This is a genomic window from Paucibacter sp. KBW04 (assembly GCF_003852425.1).
Taxonomy (GTDB): Bacteria; Pseudomonadota; Gammaproteobacteria; order Burkholderiales; family Burkholderiaceae_C; genus Paucibacter_A.
Genome location: NZ_QAJN01000001.1, coordinates 174,036 through 188,508 on the forward strand (window position 1 = coordinate 174,036; position 14,473 = coordinate 188,508).

Consider the following 14,473-nt stretch of genomic DNA (forward strand, 5'->3'; position numbering starts at 1 on the left):
CCATGCTGCCCCTACTGCCTATCGTTATGGGCCTGGCCCAGTTTGCGCCGAGCTTGATGCGCTACTTCGGCGCAGGTGCAACCAGCACGGCCGTTGCCGAACAAGTGGTGGGCATCGCCCAGGCTGTGTCGGGCGGGAAGACGCCCGAGGAAGCACTGGCCGCGATCAGGCAAGACAGCGAAATGCAGCTCGCATTTCAAGCGAAGGTCTTGGCGTCGAACGATGCGATGGAACAGGCCTACCTAGCCGACGTCCAAAACGCCCGGGCCCGGGATACGGAGTTCATCAAACGCGGCATGCATAACGTTCGCGCTGATGTGATGGTGGCAATGGATGTGGTTGGGCTGATCGCTTGCTTGGCTGTCCTGACTTTCTTCAGAAAGGACATTCCTGGCGAAGTGGTCGGGCTGCTGTCCACCATTGCCGGGATCTTCGGGCTGTGCCTTCGTGATGCCCACCAGTTTGAGTTTGGATCCTCTCGCGGTAGCCGCGATAAGGACCAGATCCAGGCAGAGCAGCTGAAGCAGCTGCGTGGCCCTGCAGCATGAGCGACCTCATCGACCGCGCCAACGATCAAAGCGAAATGTTGCTGCGCCTCGCCCTCGAACACCAGCGTCGGACTTCTGAGAGAAACCGACGGCCAGCAACTGGGGGCGGACGAATGGTCAGCGCCGAGACCTGCACAGGCGACCGTTGTGGCGAACAGATACCCGAAGAGCGCCGCCGCCTTTTGCCAGGCGTGCAGCTTTGTGTTGACTGCCAGGCCCGCCTGGAACTTTTGGAAAAGGGCCAAGGCCATCATGAAGTTTGAACTTGACGCATGGCAGCTGGTGCTCATGTTTTCGATGATCTGCGGCGCGTTCTGGGGCATCGCCAAGATGCTGATGGCCGCGACGCAGAAGAGCATCGACGAGAAGTTCCAGGCTGTCTCGCAGGGGCTGAAAAGCCAAGACGAAACAAACCGGCGCTTGGAGCGCGACTTGATGGAGTTGAAGGCCGAGCTGCCCCGCGACTACGTGCGGCGCGAGGACTACACGCAGGCCATCGCCACCATCATGACCAAGATTGACCACGTGGCGATGCGCATGGAGCAGGCTATTCGTGAGGCCTACACCAGCAGCAATAACAAGGGGAGCAGCAGCAAATGAGCGCTGAGATGGAAATGCAGATGGCTCGCCTGCGGCGAGAACAAATTCGCTGGTACTTGCTGGTTGCGCTGAACGTGGCCCGGCCTGCTGGGGCAGTGAGCCCAATGCTTTTGTCGGTGATCCAGGCGACCTATCCTGACGCGACAGAGAAGGAGATTCGGCGCGAGCTGGACTACCTGCTGGACCGCGTTCTGGTGACGATCAGCAAGAGCCCCACCGATGTTTGGCACTGCGAGCTAACGCGCTATGGCGTTGACGTCGTTGAGTACACGGTAGACGTTCAGCCTGGCATCGCTCGGCCCAAGTTCTCTGCAGGCTGAGCGGACCTATGGGCGAGCGCAGCAAGATTTTGGACTTGCCTGAAAGCACCCGCCAGGCGCTGGACCAGCGCCTGATCCAAGGTGGATTCAGCGGCTATGTGGAGCTGGAAGCCTGGCTGCGTGACCAGGGCTATGAGGTGGGCAAGAGCAGCATTCACCGCTACGGCAGCCAAATGGAGCGCCGCCTGGCCGATCTGCGCCGCAGCACCGAAGAGGCTCGCGCCCTGGTCGCCGCCGCGCCTGATGACACAGACGCGATGGCCAGGGCCACGATGCAGATGCTGCAGCAGCGTCTGTTTGGCTTGCTGCGGGACATGGACGATATCGACCCGGAGAGCGTCGATATCGCAAAGATTGCCAAGGCGATGGCGCCGCTGGTTCGGGCCAGCATCGCGCAGCAGCAGTTCATGCGTGAAGTGGCGGAGCGCGCCCAACACGCGGCCGAAGCGGCAGACCGCATCGCACGAACAGGCGGCCTCTCGGCCGACTCAGCGGCTGAGATTCGCCGGGCTATTTTGGGCATTGCCCAGTAATTGATTCGCCCAAATCCCATGCCTTGCCGACGCCCCTCAACCAATAAGGACTGACATGAACGACCAAGCCATTGAACAAGAAATTCAGACCAAGGGCCTGACCGCGCCCCGCGTCACAAAGGAACATATCGACTTCATGATGGGGCGAGTTACCTATGTCGGAGGCCGTGTGGAGCAGACCACCAGCACCGTCGTGCATGCATTCTTGGACGGTAACTTCCTGCTGGCTAGCGGGCAAAGCGCGTGCGTGAGCCCCGAGAACTTCAATGCCGAACTGGGCTTCAAGATGGCGCAGGCCCAGGCCGAGGCGAAGGCCCGGGATCAGCTTTGGCTGCTGGAAGGGTATGCCCTGCGCACCCGGCTGGCTGGCCCTACGCAGGAGCAGGTCAGCCGCTTCCTGACCTGGCCTGTTCCGGCGCATGTCCACCCGGACGGTGCGTCTGGCCAGCCAGGCCGCACGGGCACCAACCTGCTGGATGCGCCTACCGCTCAGGCGATGCTGCAGCACGTCCTGCACGGCTGATTTCCGAGCCCCTGCTGGTGATGATCGAACTTGCCCCAAAAATTCCAAACACAGCGGGCCTGAATGTGCCCGCTGTTTTGCTGCCCTATCAGCAGCGGTGGATTGCCGATCAAAGCGCCTTCAAGGTCGCTGAAAAGAGCCGCCGCACGGGCCTGACCTGGGCCGAGGCTGCCGACGATATTTTGACGGCGAGCAGCTCGCGTGAAGCGGGCGGCCAAAACGTGTACTACATCGCCTACAACCAGGACATGACGATTGAGTACATCCAGGCCTGCGCGATGTGGGCCAAGGCCTTCAATCGGGCGGCGGGTGAGATTGAAGAAGGCTTTTGGGAAGAAGCCGACGAAGACAAGAACATTAAGACCTACACGATCCGTTTCCCGGGAAGTGGGTTTCGCGTCGTCGCGCTGAGCAGCAGGCCCAGCAATTTACGCGGTCGCCAGGGCATCATCGTGATTGACGAAGCGGCCTTCCATGATCAGCTGGACGAGTTGCTGAAGGCAGCGATGGCCATGCTGATTTGGGGCGGCAAGGTGCGGGTGATCAGCACGCACAACGGGGTGGAGAACGCGTTCAACACGCTCAAGACGGATATCGCGGCAGGCACGCGCAGCGGCACGGTGCACCACATCCCCTTCCGCCAGGCCGTGGCTGAGGGCTTGTATGAGCGGGTGTGCCTGCGGCTGAGCAAGCCTTGGGTGGAGGCCGAGCAGACAGCCTGGGTGGACTCGGTCTATAGCTTTTACGGCGCGGGGGCGGAAGAAGAGCTGGATTGCGTGCCTGCCAATAGCGGCGGCACCTGGTTGAGCCGGGCCTTGATTGAGGCGCGCATGGTAGACGGCCAGGTGCTGCGCTGGAAATGCCCCAAGGGATTTGAAACGCTGCCTGATCATATCCGCTGGGCAGACTGCCAAGACTGGATCATTGCGCAATTGGCGCCTGAGCTGGCGCGGCTAGACCCATCGCTGGAGAGCGGCATGGGTGAAGACTTTGGTCGAACTGGTGACCTGACTGTGCTGAGCCCCTGGCAATTGACTCAGCAGCTGAAGCGTAGGTTCCCTTTCATGGTAGAGCTGCGTAACGCACCCTTCAAGCAGCAAGAGCAGGTAGTTTTCTATCTGCTGGACCGCCTGCCGCGCTTCCGCAAAGCAGCCTTTGATGCGCGCGGCAATGGTCAGTACTTGGCCGAGGTAGCGATGCAGCGTTACGGCACCCAGCGCATTGAACAGGTGATGCTGAGCGAGAGCTGGTACCGCGAGAACACGGCCCCCTTCAAAGCCGCGTTTGAAGACGCCACGATTGAGCTGCCCCGCGATGCCGAGGTGTTAAGCGACCTGCGTGCGTTTGAGGTGGTCAAGGGTGTACCGCGCATTCCTGACAAGCGCAGTACCGATGCTGAGGGTGAGAAGCGTCACGGTGATGCGGGCGTTAGCTTGCTGCTAGCCCACTACGCAAGCCGAGCGGACTTCGCGCCCATCGAGTACGAGTCGCTTGGCGTTGAACGTGTGTCATCCGGCCTAGACGGCTGGAGCGGTGACACCTGGCATGGCCTCAACACCGGCCGCATGGGGTACTGACAATGATTTTGGATAAAGACGGCGAACCGATGACGCAAGAGATTGCGAGCATCACACGCGACCCGCACCGCGTCTTCTTTGGTGGCGTGCAGTTCAACGAAGACGACACGATCAAGGCGCGTGGCGGCTCCAAAGGCCTGAAGATTTATCAGGAGCTGAAGCGTGATGCGCACGCGGGGGCTGTGCTCGCCAAGCGCAAGCTGGCCGTGACCAGTCGCACTTGGGTAGTGAACGCAGCGAGTGAGAAGCCAGCCGATAAGGCGGCGGCCGAGCTGGTGACCAAGGCACTGCAACACCTCAAGTTCAACAACATTTGCAAGCGCCTGCTGGAAGCAAACCTGAATGGCTTTCAACCCAGCGAGATTTTGTGGGAGGTACGTGACGGCCTGGTATTGCCCAAGACGATCAAGGCGCGCGACCCACGCCGCTTCACCTTCGGCCTGCAGGATGAGCTGCGCCTGCTGACCCGAGAGAACCTGCTGCAAGGCGAGGTGATGCCTGCACGCAAGTTCATCGTGCATCGCAGGGGTGCCGACGATGACAGCCCCTTTGGCGCAGGGCTGGGCTCCATGCTGTATTGGCCCGTGTTCTTCAAGCGCAATGGCATCACGTTCTGGCTGACCTTCGCCGATAAATTCGGTGCCCCAACAGCCCTGGGCAAGTATCCGGCTGGCGCGCAGAAGGATGAGCAGAAGAAGCTGCTGGGGGCTCTTGCTGCGATCAGCCGGGATGCGGGCGTGATCATTCCCGAAGGGATGGCGATTGAACTGATTGAAGCCTCGCGCAGTGGCTCGGTGGATACCTATGAAAAGCTGGTCCGCTATATGGACGAGCAGATCAGCAAGGCCGTGCTGGGCGAGACGATGAGTACCACGGCCGCGAGCGCGGGCTTGGGCTCTAACCAAGCCAACGTGCAGAACGATGTGCGGCTTGAAGTGGCGATGGATGACGCCAATGAGCTGGACGAGACGCTGAACGACACCTTGGTTCGTTGGATCGTTGAATACAACATGCCGGGCGCTGGCCTGCCCAAGTTGGAGCATGTGTTTGATGAGCCCGAAGACACGGCCAAGCTGGCCGAGCGGGATTCAAAGCTATTTCAAATGGGCTTTGAGCCCAGCGAGCAGTACATCACCGAGACCTATGGCGAGGGATGGACGCGCAAGGCACCGCCATCTGTGTTAACTGCGCCTGTTCAGACCCAGGGTTACGCCGTTGACGCAGCGTTGGAAGCGGGCGCGGAAGACGAAGACACCAGGGGCGCCCGAGCCGATGACCCGGCAACCGCAGGTTTCGCTGAAGGATTGCCGCTTGGCAAGGCCTCCGCTCAACGGGCATTCAACCAGGCCCGGCAGGAAGCGATCCAAAGCGGTGCCGAGGAGCTGGCGGCCCAGTGGCAAGCGCTGATGCGAAAGCCGATGGAGGACTTGGTGAACCTGCTGGATGAAACGGGCGACCTGGTGCAGTTCCGTGAGCGACTCACTGGCCTGCTGCATGCCAAGCCTGATCCGGCCACGGTGGAGACGATTGCGCGGGCAACGTTTGCCGGGCATGTGATGGGGCGAGGGTTGGCGAAGCCGGTGGCAAAGAAGCCGGGCTTGATGGCCCGAGCCGTGAAAAAGCTGCTTGGAGACCAATAAGCATGAGCTATCGAGAAACCGACGAAGAGTGTCCAGGATGTGGAGCCAGTTCGGCTGACCGAAAGGGTAACAAGCCAGACGCTCCCCAAGGCCTGAGCGAGTGTCCTTGGTGTGGCGTTGAAAAGTGCTGCATGTGCGACATGGGCGATGACGTGGAGTGCGGGTCTTGCGACCTGGACGACGCATAGCGCCGAACGACTTGAACAAAGGATCCTCTTGATGCTATTCCGAATGAAACCAATCACCGTTGAGGCTGTACGCATCGCAGATGCGATGCAGCACTCACGAGTTAGTTGGAGCAAGCTGCCCGGCTGGGTGCGTAAAGCCTATGAGGCGGGCAAGATTATTTTTGCGTCCAATGCCATCTCTATCGCGACGCCGCAAGGTCGCCTGGTGGGCCTGCGAAACGATTGGCTGATTCGGGGTATTGAAGGCGAGCTGTACCCTTGCAGCGCCGAAGTGTTCGCTCAAACATATGAGCCGGTCGAAGCCGAGGCCAGCGAGGTTTGACGCATGAGTGCCGAGCTGCGCTTTGACCTGGACCCGAAGAAGGCGATCGCCTTCTTTCGTGGCAAGGGTTACAGCACCTCGTTTGCCTGGCAGGAAATCTGGCAGTACGAGCACGACGCCGCCTTCACGGTCGCCAAGATGATGAACGTCGACTTGCTACGCGATGTGCGAGCAGCGGTAGACAAGGCATTGGCCGAGGGCCAGACGTTTCATCAGTTCAAAGACGCTTTACAGCCCCGCATGCTGGAGGCCGGATGGTGGGGCCGAGCTGAGATGCCCGACCCGGCAACGGGTGAACTTAAAGAAGTGGAGCTGGGCAGCCCGCGCCGCCTGCGCACGATCTTTGAGACCAACATTCAAACCAGTTATGCGGCAGGTCAGTGGGCAGAGATTCAGCAGACAAAGGCAGATGCGCCCTACCTGATGTATGACGCCGTTCATGACGCACACACACGGCCAGAGCATGCGGCCTGGGACGGCACGGTGTTGCCTGCGGATGACCCGTGGTGGGAGACGCACTACCCACCGAACGACTGGGGTTGCCGTTGCGGTGTGATCCAGCTGAGCGGCGATCAGGTCAAAGCGTTGGGCAAAGAGGTGGCTGACAAGGCCCCGCCGATGAAGATGCGTGAGTACACGAATCCGGCCACTGGTGAAGTGAGCCAGGTGCCACAAGGCATTGGCCCAGGTTGGGGTTATGCGCCCGGCTCAAGTCGAACGGATCTGGACCGCGACCGCGAGCTGCTGGTGCAGAAAGAAAAGGCCTTCCGCGATGGCAAGTAGCGATGGCGTGAAGGTGGTCGACTCCGGCGTGCAGGCGGCGCTTGAAAAGCTGCGTCTGGGCCTGCCCTTGGGTGGGCGAATGAAGCCCACGTTTGAAGCAATGGGGCGTGTTCTGAAGACGGGTGCCCAGCTGCGGTTTCGGACTGCGACCGGGCCGGACGGAAAGGCCTGGGAGAAGAGCTGGCGGGCGAAGAACGAAGGTGGGCAAACGCTGAGTTTGACCAGGCGTCTTCGCAACTCGCTGGCCTATCAAGCGACCGAGAGCAGCGTGGCCGTTGGAACGAATGTGATCTATGCCGCGATCCACCAATTTGGTGGCGTGATTCGGGCCAAGGCTGGACCGTTCTTGTCGATCCCGGTGACGCCTGCGGCGCGGGCTGCTGGGAGCCCGCGAAACATGACAGGCCTGCACGTCGTTCAGTCGCTCAAAGGTCAGTTCATGTTGGTGGATGACAAGGGTGTAACGCAGTACCTGCTCAAGAAGCAGGTGACGATTCCGGCACGGCCATTTTTGGGCGTGTCGGATGGCGATCAGAAAGAGCTACTCAGCATCGCTGAGAAGCACTTGCAAGCAACCTGGAAAAGATAATGCCTGACGTTGTTATTTCTGCTGAAAAGCTGCTGAAGTTTGCGCCTCGAATTCGGAATCCTTCGCTGCACGCGCAGGCACTGGAATCGGCACGGCTGGCAAGTTCGGTGACGACACCCAGGCGGCTGTGGCACTTGATGGGCCAAGTGTTTGTGGAGACAGCTGGCTTTACATCCTTTGAAGAAGACCTCAACTACAAGACACCGCAGCGCCTGCTGGAAATGTTCCGTGCTGTGCGTGATTTGAAGGATGCCGAGGCTCTGATCGCGCGCGGGCCTGAGGCGATTGCTAACCGGGTCTATGCCAACCGCCTGGGCAACGGCCCGGAGGACAGCGGTGATGGTTGGTGGTATCGCGGATCAGGCTATCTGCAGCTGACCGGCCAGGACAATTTCTGGGCGATTGGTTTGGCCGTTGGTATGCCACTGGTGGAGAAGCCTGATCTGGCGCGCGATCCTCCAACGGCTGCTGTAGTCGCGCTTAGGTTTTGGGACAGCAAACGGTGTTCGGCATTGGCTGACCGAGATGACTCGGCTGGGATCACACGCTTGATCAATGGTCCCAAGATGGTGGGCGCCAAGGAACGCCGGGCAGCAACGCTGCGGGCGATGGAGGTGTGGCTAACCCAATAAAAAAACAGGGCGACTTGCAAGGATGCGCTAACACCCTTGCAAGCCGCCAATCCGCTGATTGCGCAGCGAACCAACCAAGGCCCTGCTACCTCCCGGGAGGCGGGGCGAGTCTAACCGGATTGAGTTCGTGCAAATGGCAAACCCAGTAATTCCTTGGATTGGTGGCAAGCGCCGCCTGGCAGACAAGATCCTGCCGCTGCTCGGTCAGGCCGAGCACAGTTGCTACGTTGAGCCCTTCTGTGGCGCAGCAGCTTTGTTCTTTATGAGAGAGCACCGCGTGAAGGTCGAGGTGCTCAATGACATCAATGGCGATCTGGTGAACTTGTATCGCGTGGTTCAGCACCACTTGGACGAGTTTGTGAGGCAGTTCAAATGGGCGTTGTCGAGCCGCCAGCTCTACGAGTGGGCGCAGATGACGAACCCCGAGACGCTGACCGATATCCAAAGGGCCGCACGGTTCTTCTACCTACAGAAGCTTGGCTTCGGTGGCAAGGTGCAGGGCCGAACGTTTGGCACGGCGACCACAACACCGGCCAGGCTGAACTTGCTGCGGATCGAGGAGGATCTGAGTGAGGTGCATCTGAGGCTTAACGGTGTCTTTGTGGAACACCGAGCCTGGGACAAATGCGTGGTGCAGTACGACCGGCCGCACACATTCTTCTTCATGGATCCGCCTTACTTCGGCACCGAAGGTTATGGCGTGGAATTTGGCTTGGAGCAGTACGACCGAATGGCCGAGCTGATGCGCACGATGAAGGGCCGGGCTGTGGTGACCGTCAACGACGTGCCGGAGATGCGGGCGGCATTCAAGGGTTTTGTGATGCAGAGGGTGGGGATCACCTACTCGGTCGGCCAGGCCGCCAAGCGCAAGCCAACCGGGGAACTCATCATTCAGAACTGGCGCTGATCGGCGGGAAATTCGCCCCGTGGCGCGTCGAAAGCGGGGGGTAGCACCTCCTGCCTTGCCAGGGTGAAAAAATTGCCCTGGTGGGCGTTCTAAGAGGTCGCCCTTGGCACCTGAACCGTTGCGACGCGCCACAGTTGGCGCAACGGTTCAGTTTTTTGCTGGTTTGGCCTCTTCATGGGCAGCCATACGCCTTGGGCATCTAAAACAGCAACACTTCGTCGCAACACTTCAGCGGCAACTGTCCTGAGGTGACAAACTCGCTGCAAATCGCCATTCATGGCGATTCGTTGGGGCTTTGGGGCTGGTTTGAACCTCGCAACAGTTACCGCATCGGTGCCGAAGTGTTGCGTCAGACCAATTGGCGGCGAAGTGTTGCGCTTTACTTCACCTCTAATCCTGCTAAGTCCCTGATTCTTTTGGCCTTCCCGGGCCTTCCCACCTTTTCCCGGCCCTTCCCATATCCCCCCTAGACCATGTGCTGGTTCACAGTAGGTGGGCTCGGCCTGCTCAGTCTTGGCGATACGCAGATTGGCGCGGTGCTGGCTGTTGATGTTCCAGTCCAACTTCAGCAGGTAGTCCTTCACCGTCACTTCGGTGCCGGTGGCCTCGGAGTTGCCGATGTCGATGCCGTAGCCTTTGGCCACGGCCTGGGCCGCAGCGATCTGGGCGGGGGTGATGCCCACATTGGTCATGGCGCTGCCGACAGGGCCGAAGGTGGGGGCCGCGCGGGTGCTCTTGAAGTCTTCGTAGGAAGCGAAGAAGAACAGCTTGTCCTTGATGATGGGGCCGCCCAGGGTGAAGCCCTTGGTGTCTTCCTTGAACGCCGGTGCGTCGTAGTAGCTTTCGTCGGTGCGATTGAAACGCTTGCCCGAGAGCTTGTCGTCACGGTAGACGTAGTAAACACTGCCCTTGATCTCGTTGGTACCCGACTTGGTCACGGCGTTGATATTGGCGCCGGTATAGCCTTGTTGGGTGACGTCGAAGTTAGACAGGTTCACCTGCACGGCTTCGATGGCATCGATGGAGATCGGCTGCTTGATGGTGGGCAGGTTGTTGCCCTCCAGGCCGAAGGTGTCGTTGGTACGCACACCGTCGATCGTGATGGTGTTGAAGCGAGCGTTCTGGCCCAAGGCCGAAATCTCGCCGCGTTCCTTGTCGGTCTGCGCCAGGCGGGGGTCGATACGAGCGTAGTCTTGCAGGCTGCGGGCAATCGAAGCGTAGGCGTCCAGCTCCTTGCGGCTGACCGCCGTGTTGGCACCCATATTGCCGTTATTGATCTTCAAGCCTGCCGAGTTGGTGCCGGTCACCACCACGGTAGACAGCACATTGGCGCCCAGGGTGATGTCCAGGCTGAGGCTTTCTGCCAGCTGCAAATAGATGTCGTTGCGCACATCCTTTTCTGCGCCCTTGCTCACCGTGACGGTGTAGGGGCCGCCCACGCGCAGGCCGCGGGTGGAGTAACGGCCTTCGTTGTCCGTCACCAGATTGTTCACCGAGCCCGACTCGCGGTGCAGGATGGTGACGCTAGCGCCAGCCACCGGCTTGCCCTCGGCCGTCAACACGCGGCCGCCGATGGCGGCCGTGGTGTTCTGTGCCATCGCGGGTGCGGCCGCAACAATGGCGACCGCCACGCTGAGCGCGGTTCTAGAAAAAATTGAAAACCCTGAATCGTGCCTGTTCATGTCGAATGCTCCTCAAAGCGAACACGTAAAAACGCCAAAACCAAAACTTCTGATCCCAGCGCAAGGGGCAAACGTTTGCCGTCCGCCATCTCTGCGCTGAAAACCTACAAACTGCGCTGCGCTCAAATTGCCAAGCGCGCTCTCGATGTTTTTGTCGAAACTCTTCAAAAGCACTCTCCACCCCTGGCGCCAACGTTTGCGGGCGTTGGCTTCAAGGCAAAAACAGGTGCGAATCTCGGGAGTTTTTTGTCTCAGGTCGCCGGGCGGGGCAGGTGAGCAGGGCATTTTTTGACTGGCTCGCCTGTTGTTTCGCTCGACTTCCACTGGCTTACTTTAGGGCGGGGGTCAATCTTTCTGACCCCGTGCTTTACCCAAGCGACACCAAATGAAATCTGGACATTTGTAATTTTCATTTAGGAATATGCAAGTTCGGTGACACATTCGAGGCCGGATGAGGGTTGTCGCGCCAAGGCGACAGTCAAGCCCTGAGCACGGGCTTGAGGGCTTGGCAAGGCGGGCGACAGGTGCTTTCTGCCAGCGTTAAGATCCGCCGCCCCTTGCCATCGTCGGCCCCAGCCCCTCGGAGATTTCTGTGTCGCAACTGCCGAAAAACCGCCCGTTCCCGCGCGTCCAAACCCTCTTCAGCCTCGCCTTGCTGTCCTTGTTGGCCGCTTGTGCCAGCCGCCCCGAAGCCACGGGTGCGAGCAGCGCACCCGCCGTGGCGCGTGAGCTGAGCATTTTTTCGATCAATGATTTCCACGGCCATATCCAGCCCAAATCGCCCACGCCCCTGATGCCCCGCCTGCCGGATGCGCAGACTGGCGAAATCAAGCCTCAGGCCGCCGGCGGTGTGGCCTATCTCGCCAGCGCCATGCAAAAGCTGCGTGCGGGGCGTGAGAACTCGGTGTTTGTGGCGGCGGGTGATTTGATCGGCGCCTCGCCCCAGCTCTCATCGCTGCTGCGCGATGAGCCCACCTTGTCCGCCATCGGCGAGCTGGATCTGGTGGCCAGTGCGCTGGGCAACCATGAGTTGGACTCCGGCCTGCCGGAGTTGCTGCGCAAGGCGCGCGGCGAATGCCCGAGCGAGGGCTGCGCCTGGCCTGGCTTCAAGGGCCCAGGCTTTCCCTATCTGGCCGCCAATCTGCTCGATGCCAATACCGGCAAGCCCTTGCTGGCCACCCATGTGATCAAGGAGGTGGGGGGTGTCAAAGTCGCTTTTGTGGGCGCCATCACCCGTGACACGCCCTCGGTGGTGGTGCCTCGCAGCATCCAGGGCCTGCGCTTTGCCGACGAGGCCAACACCCTCAACGCCTTGATTCCCCAGCTGCGCGCCCAAGGTGCCCAGCTGCTGGTGGCGGTGATGCACGAGGGCGCCACCCACCAGGGTGCGGCCAACGATCCCAGCTATGCCTGCCCCGGCCTGCAAGGCCGTGGTGTGGACATCGCCAAGCGGCTGGACCCCGCTTACGCACTCATCATCAGCGGCCATACCCACCAGGCCTATACCTGCAAGATCAATGGCCGCTTGCTGGTGCAGGCCGGCAGCTATGGCGGCTGGGTAACCGAAAGCCGCCTGAAGTTGGACGCCAGCAATCAGGTGATCTCCGCCGAGGCTGTGAACCACCCGGTGCTGCAATCGGCCTATGCCCCCAACCCGGCTTTTGTGGCCTTGGTGCAGCGCGCTGCGGACTTGACAGCCGCGGTGCGCAACAAGCCCGTGGCCCAGCTCAGCCAGGGGGCAGTGCGCGGTGCCAAGGCGCCGTTCGGCGATTCGACCATGGGCAATCTGATTGCCGACTCCCAACTCGCCTACGCCAAAAAGCGCGGCCAGGCCGATCTCGCCTTGATGAACCCCGGCGGCATCCGGGCAGACCTGGTGGTGGAGGCCGACCGCCCGGTGACGATGAGCGACCTCTTCGCCATCCAGCCCTTTGCCAATGAGCTGGTGGTGATGACGCTCAGCGGTGCCCAACTGCGTGAGTTGCTGCAGCGTCAACTGCCCAAGGGCGATGCGCCGCCGCGCTTTTTGCAGGTTTCCAGCAGCTTGCGCTATCGCTGGCAAATTGGCCCCGAAGGCGTGGCCCAGCTGCAAGACGTCAAGATCGACGGTCAGCCCTTGGACGACGCCAAGACCTACCGCCTGGTGGTCAATAACTTCATGGCCGATGGCGGCGATGGCCACAGCGTGCTGCGCCAAGGCCGCGACCGCGTCAGCCTGGGTGTGGACATCGACGCCATGGCCGAATGGCTGACGGACAACCCGGCCGCGGTGAAGCAAATTCAGCCGGGGCGGATTCAACAACTGCCTTGAGTCTGCTGTAAGGCCTTAGCCAAACAGCAACGCCTCCTGACCTTGCGGCCAGGAGGCGTTTTCGATTGGAGCGGGTGATGGGGATGCTCGCTACAGGCTCTGGCCTGTTGCTCGGCCTCGGGGCTAGCCCTCGGCCCGCTGCTGCGCAGCGTCCAAGACATGCCACTGGCATGTCTTGAGCGAACCCAGGTGGGTCTCTACCCAAACACCCGCTCCAAACGGCGACGCCCCCCGACCTTGCGGTCAGGGGGCGTCTTCGATTGGAGCGGGTGATGGGAATCGAACCCACGTTATTTGCTTGGGAAGCAAGAGTCCTACCATTGAACGACACCCGCGTTTGGCGCGGATTATAGGGCGCGCTCCTCGGCTTGCTGCAGTGCCAAACTCAGGCGCTGGGCCAGGGGGCCGAAGGCGTAGGCGTCCATGGCCAGTGAAGCAAAGGTAAGGCTGGCGTGCAGGCGCTCGGCAGGCTCGCTGCGACCACCCGCACCGGCGGCGATGAAGAAGGGCAGCAGGTGCTCGTCGCTGGGGTGCATGTCTGCACCGTGCGGCGCCAGGCTTCGGTAAGCCTGCAGGCTTTGCCAGTCGCCGGCAGCGGCGCGGGCCCGCATCCATTCGCGGAATTGTGCGGAGGCCGGGATCTCCGCAGCGTCGATGGCGGGCGGCCGACCCTGGCCGAAGACCAGGCCCAGATTGTGGGTGAGGCTGCCGCTGCCCATGATGAGCACGCCTTGCCGAGCCAGGGGCGCCAGCAACTCGCCCAGGGCGTATTGCTCGGCCGGGCCTTGTTTGGGGCTGAAGGCCAGGGGCAGCACGGGCACATCGGCCTCGGGGTAGATGTAGCGCAGCGGCGTCCAGATGCCGTGGTCCAGCCCACCCTGCATCAGCTGATGCATGGGCTGACCGGCCTGGGCGGCCAGCGCCATGATTTCTTGAGCCAGCTCGGGCGCGCCTGCGGCGTCGTAGCGCAGGGTTTGCAGCTTGGGGTCGAAGCCACCAAAGTCGTAGACGGCATGGTGTTGCGGCCCGGCCAAGAGCACGGGGGAGCGCGACAAGCTGTGCGCCGACAAGGCCAGCACGGCACGGGGTCGGCCGAACGATTCGTCCAGAGCCCGACCCAGGCGCTGCATGAAGTGGCCGGCTTCGCGGGGCTCCAGCGCGGTCATGGGGGAGCCGTGGGAGATGAAAAGCGGGGGGAAGGAGAGGGGATTTTTTGTCATGGCCCCATGATTGGACTCCGCGGGCTTGTGCGATGGGTGGCATTTGCCTGAATACGGCGTTCAGGCTTTTTGCATGATGGCGGGCTGGACGGCTGGGA

The 14,473-nt window shown here is 61.1% G+C and carries 16 protein-coding genes and 1 tRNA gene; 14 read left to right on the top strand and 3 right to left on the bottom strand.

The genetic code is table 11. From position 1 onward, the window contains the following. Positions 1-2 precede the first annotated feature (2 nt). The 13 genes from DBR47_RS00810 (at position 3) to DBR47_RS00875 (ending at position 9,162) form a co-directional block, all read left to right on the top strand. Positions 3-548 carry a hypothetical protein gene (locus DBR47_RS00810; RefSeq protein WP_124446108.1) on the top strand — a complete coding sequence of 182 codons (546 nt, stop codon included), beginning with the start codon at positions 3-5 and terminating at the stop codon, positions 546-548. Further along, positions 545-811: a TraR/DksA C4-type zinc finger protein gene (locus tag DBR47_RS00815; protein ID WP_124446109.1), complete on the top strand. Its 267-nt coding sequence runs from the start codon at positions 545-547 to the stop codon at positions 809-811. The genes DBR47_RS00810 and DBR47_RS00815 overlap by 4 nt, the downstream gene beginning before the upstream one ends. After that, positions 801-1,148, top strand: coding sequence for a hypothetical protein (locus DBR47_RS00820; RefSeq protein ID WP_124446110.1), 348 nt, complete (start codon positions 801-803; stop codon positions 1,146-1,148). The genes DBR47_RS00815 and DBR47_RS00820 overlap by 11 nt, the downstream gene beginning before the upstream one ends. Next, positions 1,145-1,468, top strand: a complete 324-nt coding sequence (locus DBR47_RS00825) for a hypothetical protein (protein WP_231512061.1) — start codon at positions 1,145-1,147, stop codon at positions 1,466-1,468. Before DBR47_RS00820 ends, DBR47_RS00825 begins: the two co-directional genes overlap by 4 nt. 35 nt (positions 1,469-1,503) lie before the next feature. Further along, positions 1,504-2,001, top strand: a complete 498-nt coding sequence (locus tag DBR47_RS00830) for a DUF3486 family protein (RefSeq protein WP_197046795.1) — start codon at positions 1,504-1,506, stop codon at positions 1,999-2,001. Between the two features lie 55 nt (positions 2,002-2,056). After that, complete coding sequence (locus tag DBR47_RS00835; protein WP_124446112.1) at positions 2,057-2,524, top strand: Gp49 family protein; 468 nt, start codon at positions 2,057-2,059, stop codon at positions 2,522-2,524. Positions 2,525-2,544: 20 nt separating this feature from the next. Continuing rightward, complete coding sequence (locus DBR47_RS00840; RefSeq protein WP_124446912.1) at positions 2,545-4,101, top strand: hypothetical protein; 1,557 nt, start codon at positions 2,545-2,547, stop codon at positions 4,099-4,101. Between the two features lie 2 nt (positions 4,102-4,103). Further along, positions 4,104-5,741 carry a DUF935 domain-containing protein gene (locus tag DBR47_RS00845; RefSeq protein WP_124446113.1) on the top strand — a complete coding sequence of 546 codons (1,638 nt, stop codon included), beginning with the start codon at positions 4,104-4,106 and terminating at the stop codon, positions 5,739-5,741. Positions 5,742-5,972: 231 nt separating this feature from the next. Continuing rightward, positions 5,973-6,251 (top strand): hypothetical protein, encoded by a 279-nt coding sequence (locus DBR47_RS00855; protein WP_124446115.1) that lies wholly within the window; start codon positions 5,973-5,975, stop codon positions 6,249-6,251. A gap of 3 nt (positions 6,252-6,254) precedes the next feature. Continuing rightward, the gene (locus DBR47_RS00860; RefSeq protein ID WP_124446116.1) at positions 6,255-7,034 is read left to right on the top strand and encodes a phage minor head protein; all 780 of its coding nucleotides are present in this window, start codon (positions 6,255-6,257) and stop codon (positions 7,032-7,034) included. After that, positions 7,024-7,623, top strand: a complete 600-nt coding sequence (locus DBR47_RS00865; RefSeq protein WP_197046796.1) for a phage virion morphogenesis protein — start codon at positions 7,024-7,026, stop codon at positions 7,621-7,623. Before DBR47_RS00860 ends, DBR47_RS00865 begins: the two co-directional genes overlap by 11 nt. Beyond that, positions 7,623-8,255 (top strand): glycoside hydrolase family 19 protein, encoded by a 633-nt coding sequence (locus tag DBR47_RS00870; protein ID WP_124446118.1) that lies wholly within the window; start codon positions 7,623-7,625, stop codon positions 8,253-8,255. Before DBR47_RS00865 ends, DBR47_RS00870 begins: the two co-directional genes overlap by 1 nt. 133 nt (positions 8,256-8,388) lie before the next feature. Beyond that, the gene (locus tag DBR47_RS00875) at positions 8,389-9,162 is read left to right on the top strand and encodes a DNA adenine methylase (protein ID WP_124446119.1); all 774 of its coding nucleotides are present in this window, start codon (positions 8,389-8,391) and stop codon (positions 9,160-9,162) included. Positions 9,163-9,251: 89 nt separating this feature from the next. Here the strand turns inward: DBR47_RS00875 and DBR47_RS00880 are convergent, their stop codons facing one another. After that, complete coding sequence (locus DBR47_RS00880; RefSeq protein WP_124446120.1) at positions 9,252-10,844, bottom strand: TonB-dependent receptor; 1,593 nt, start codon at positions 10,842-10,844, stop codon at positions 9,252-9,254. A 592-nt stretch (positions 10,845-11,436) separates the two neighbouring features. Between DBR47_RS00880 and DBR47_RS00890 the strand changes: the two genes are divergently transcribed. Next, positions 11,437-13,155 carry a bifunctional UDP-sugar hydrolase/5'-nucleotidase gene (locus DBR47_RS00890; RefSeq protein ID WP_124446122.1) on the top strand — a complete coding sequence of 573 codons (1,719 nt, stop codon included), beginning with the start codon at positions 11,437-11,439 and terminating at the stop codon, positions 13,153-13,155. A gap of 261 nt (positions 13,156-13,416) precedes the next feature. Here the strand turns inward: DBR47_RS00890 and DBR47_RS00895 are convergent. Next, a tRNA-Gly gene (locus tag DBR47_RS00895) sits at positions 13,417-13,490 on the bottom strand. Positions 13,491-13,502: 12 nt separating this feature from the next. Then, positions 13,503-14,375: a dioxygenase gene (locus DBR47_RS00900; protein ID WP_124446123.1), complete on the bottom strand. Its 873-nt coding sequence runs from the start codon at positions 14,373-14,375 to the stop codon at positions 13,503-13,505. Positions 14,376-14,473: the final 98 nt, after the last annotated feature.

What these genes read in the sequence shown, in the direction of transcription:
- DBR47_RS00810 (WP_124446108.1), top strand. Translation starts at nt 3, where the DNA reads ATGCTGCCCCTACTGCCTATCGTTATGGGCCTGGCCCAGTTTGCGCCG.
- DBR47_RS00815 (WP_124446109.1), top strand. Translation starts at nt 545, where the DNA reads ATGAGCGACCTCATCGACCGCGCCAACGATCAAAGCGAAATGTTGCTG.
- DBR47_RS00820 (WP_124446110.1), top strand. Translation starts at nt 801, where the DNA reads ATGAAGTTTGAACTTGACGCATGGCAGCTGGTGCTCATGTTTTCGATG.
- DBR47_RS00825 (WP_231512061.1), top strand. Translation starts at nt 1,145, where the DNA reads ATGAGCGCTGAGATGGAAATGCAGATGGCTCGCCTGCGGCGAGAACAA.
- DBR47_RS00835 (WP_124446112.1), top strand. Translation starts at nt 2,057, where the DNA reads ATGAACGACCAAGCCATTGAACAAGAAATTCAGACCAAGGGCCTGACC.
- DBR47_RS00840 (WP_124446912.1), top strand. Translation starts at nt 2,545, where the DNA reads ATGATCGAACTTGCCCCAAAAATTCCAAACACAGCGGGCCTGAATGTG.
- DBR47_RS00845 (WP_124446113.1), top strand. Translation starts at nt 4,104, where the DNA reads ATGATTTTGGATAAAGACGGCGAACCGATGACGCAAGAGATTGCGAGC.
- DBR47_RS00855 (WP_124446115.1), top strand. Translation starts at nt 5,973, where the DNA reads ATGAAACCAATCACCGTTGAGGCTGTACGCATCGCAGATGCGATGCAG.
- DBR47_RS00860 (WP_124446116.1), top strand. Translation starts at nt 6,255, where the DNA reads ATGAGTGCCGAGCTGCGCTTTGACCTGGACCCGAAGAAGGCGATCGCC.
- DBR47_RS00865 (WP_197046796.1), top strand. Translation starts at nt 7,024, where the DNA reads ATGGCAAGTAGCGATGGCGTGAAGGTGGTCGACTCCGGCGTGCAGGCG.
- DBR47_RS00870 (WP_124446118.1), top strand. Translation starts at nt 7,623, where the DNA reads ATGCCTGACGTTGTTATTTCTGCTGAAAAGCTGCTGAAGTTTGCGCCT.
- DBR47_RS00875 (WP_124446119.1), top strand. Translation starts at nt 8,389, where the DNA reads ATGGCAAACCCAGTAATTCCTTGGATTGGTGGCAAGCGCCGCCTGGCA.
- DBR47_RS00880 (WP_124446120.1), bottom strand. Translation starts at nt 10,844, where the DNA reads ATGAACAGGCACGATTCAGGGTTTTCAATTTTTTCTAGAACCGCGCTC.
- DBR47_RS00900 (WP_124446123.1), bottom strand. Translation starts at nt 14,375, where the DNA reads ATGACAAAAAATCCCCTCTCCTTCCCCCCGCTTTTCATCTCCCACGGC.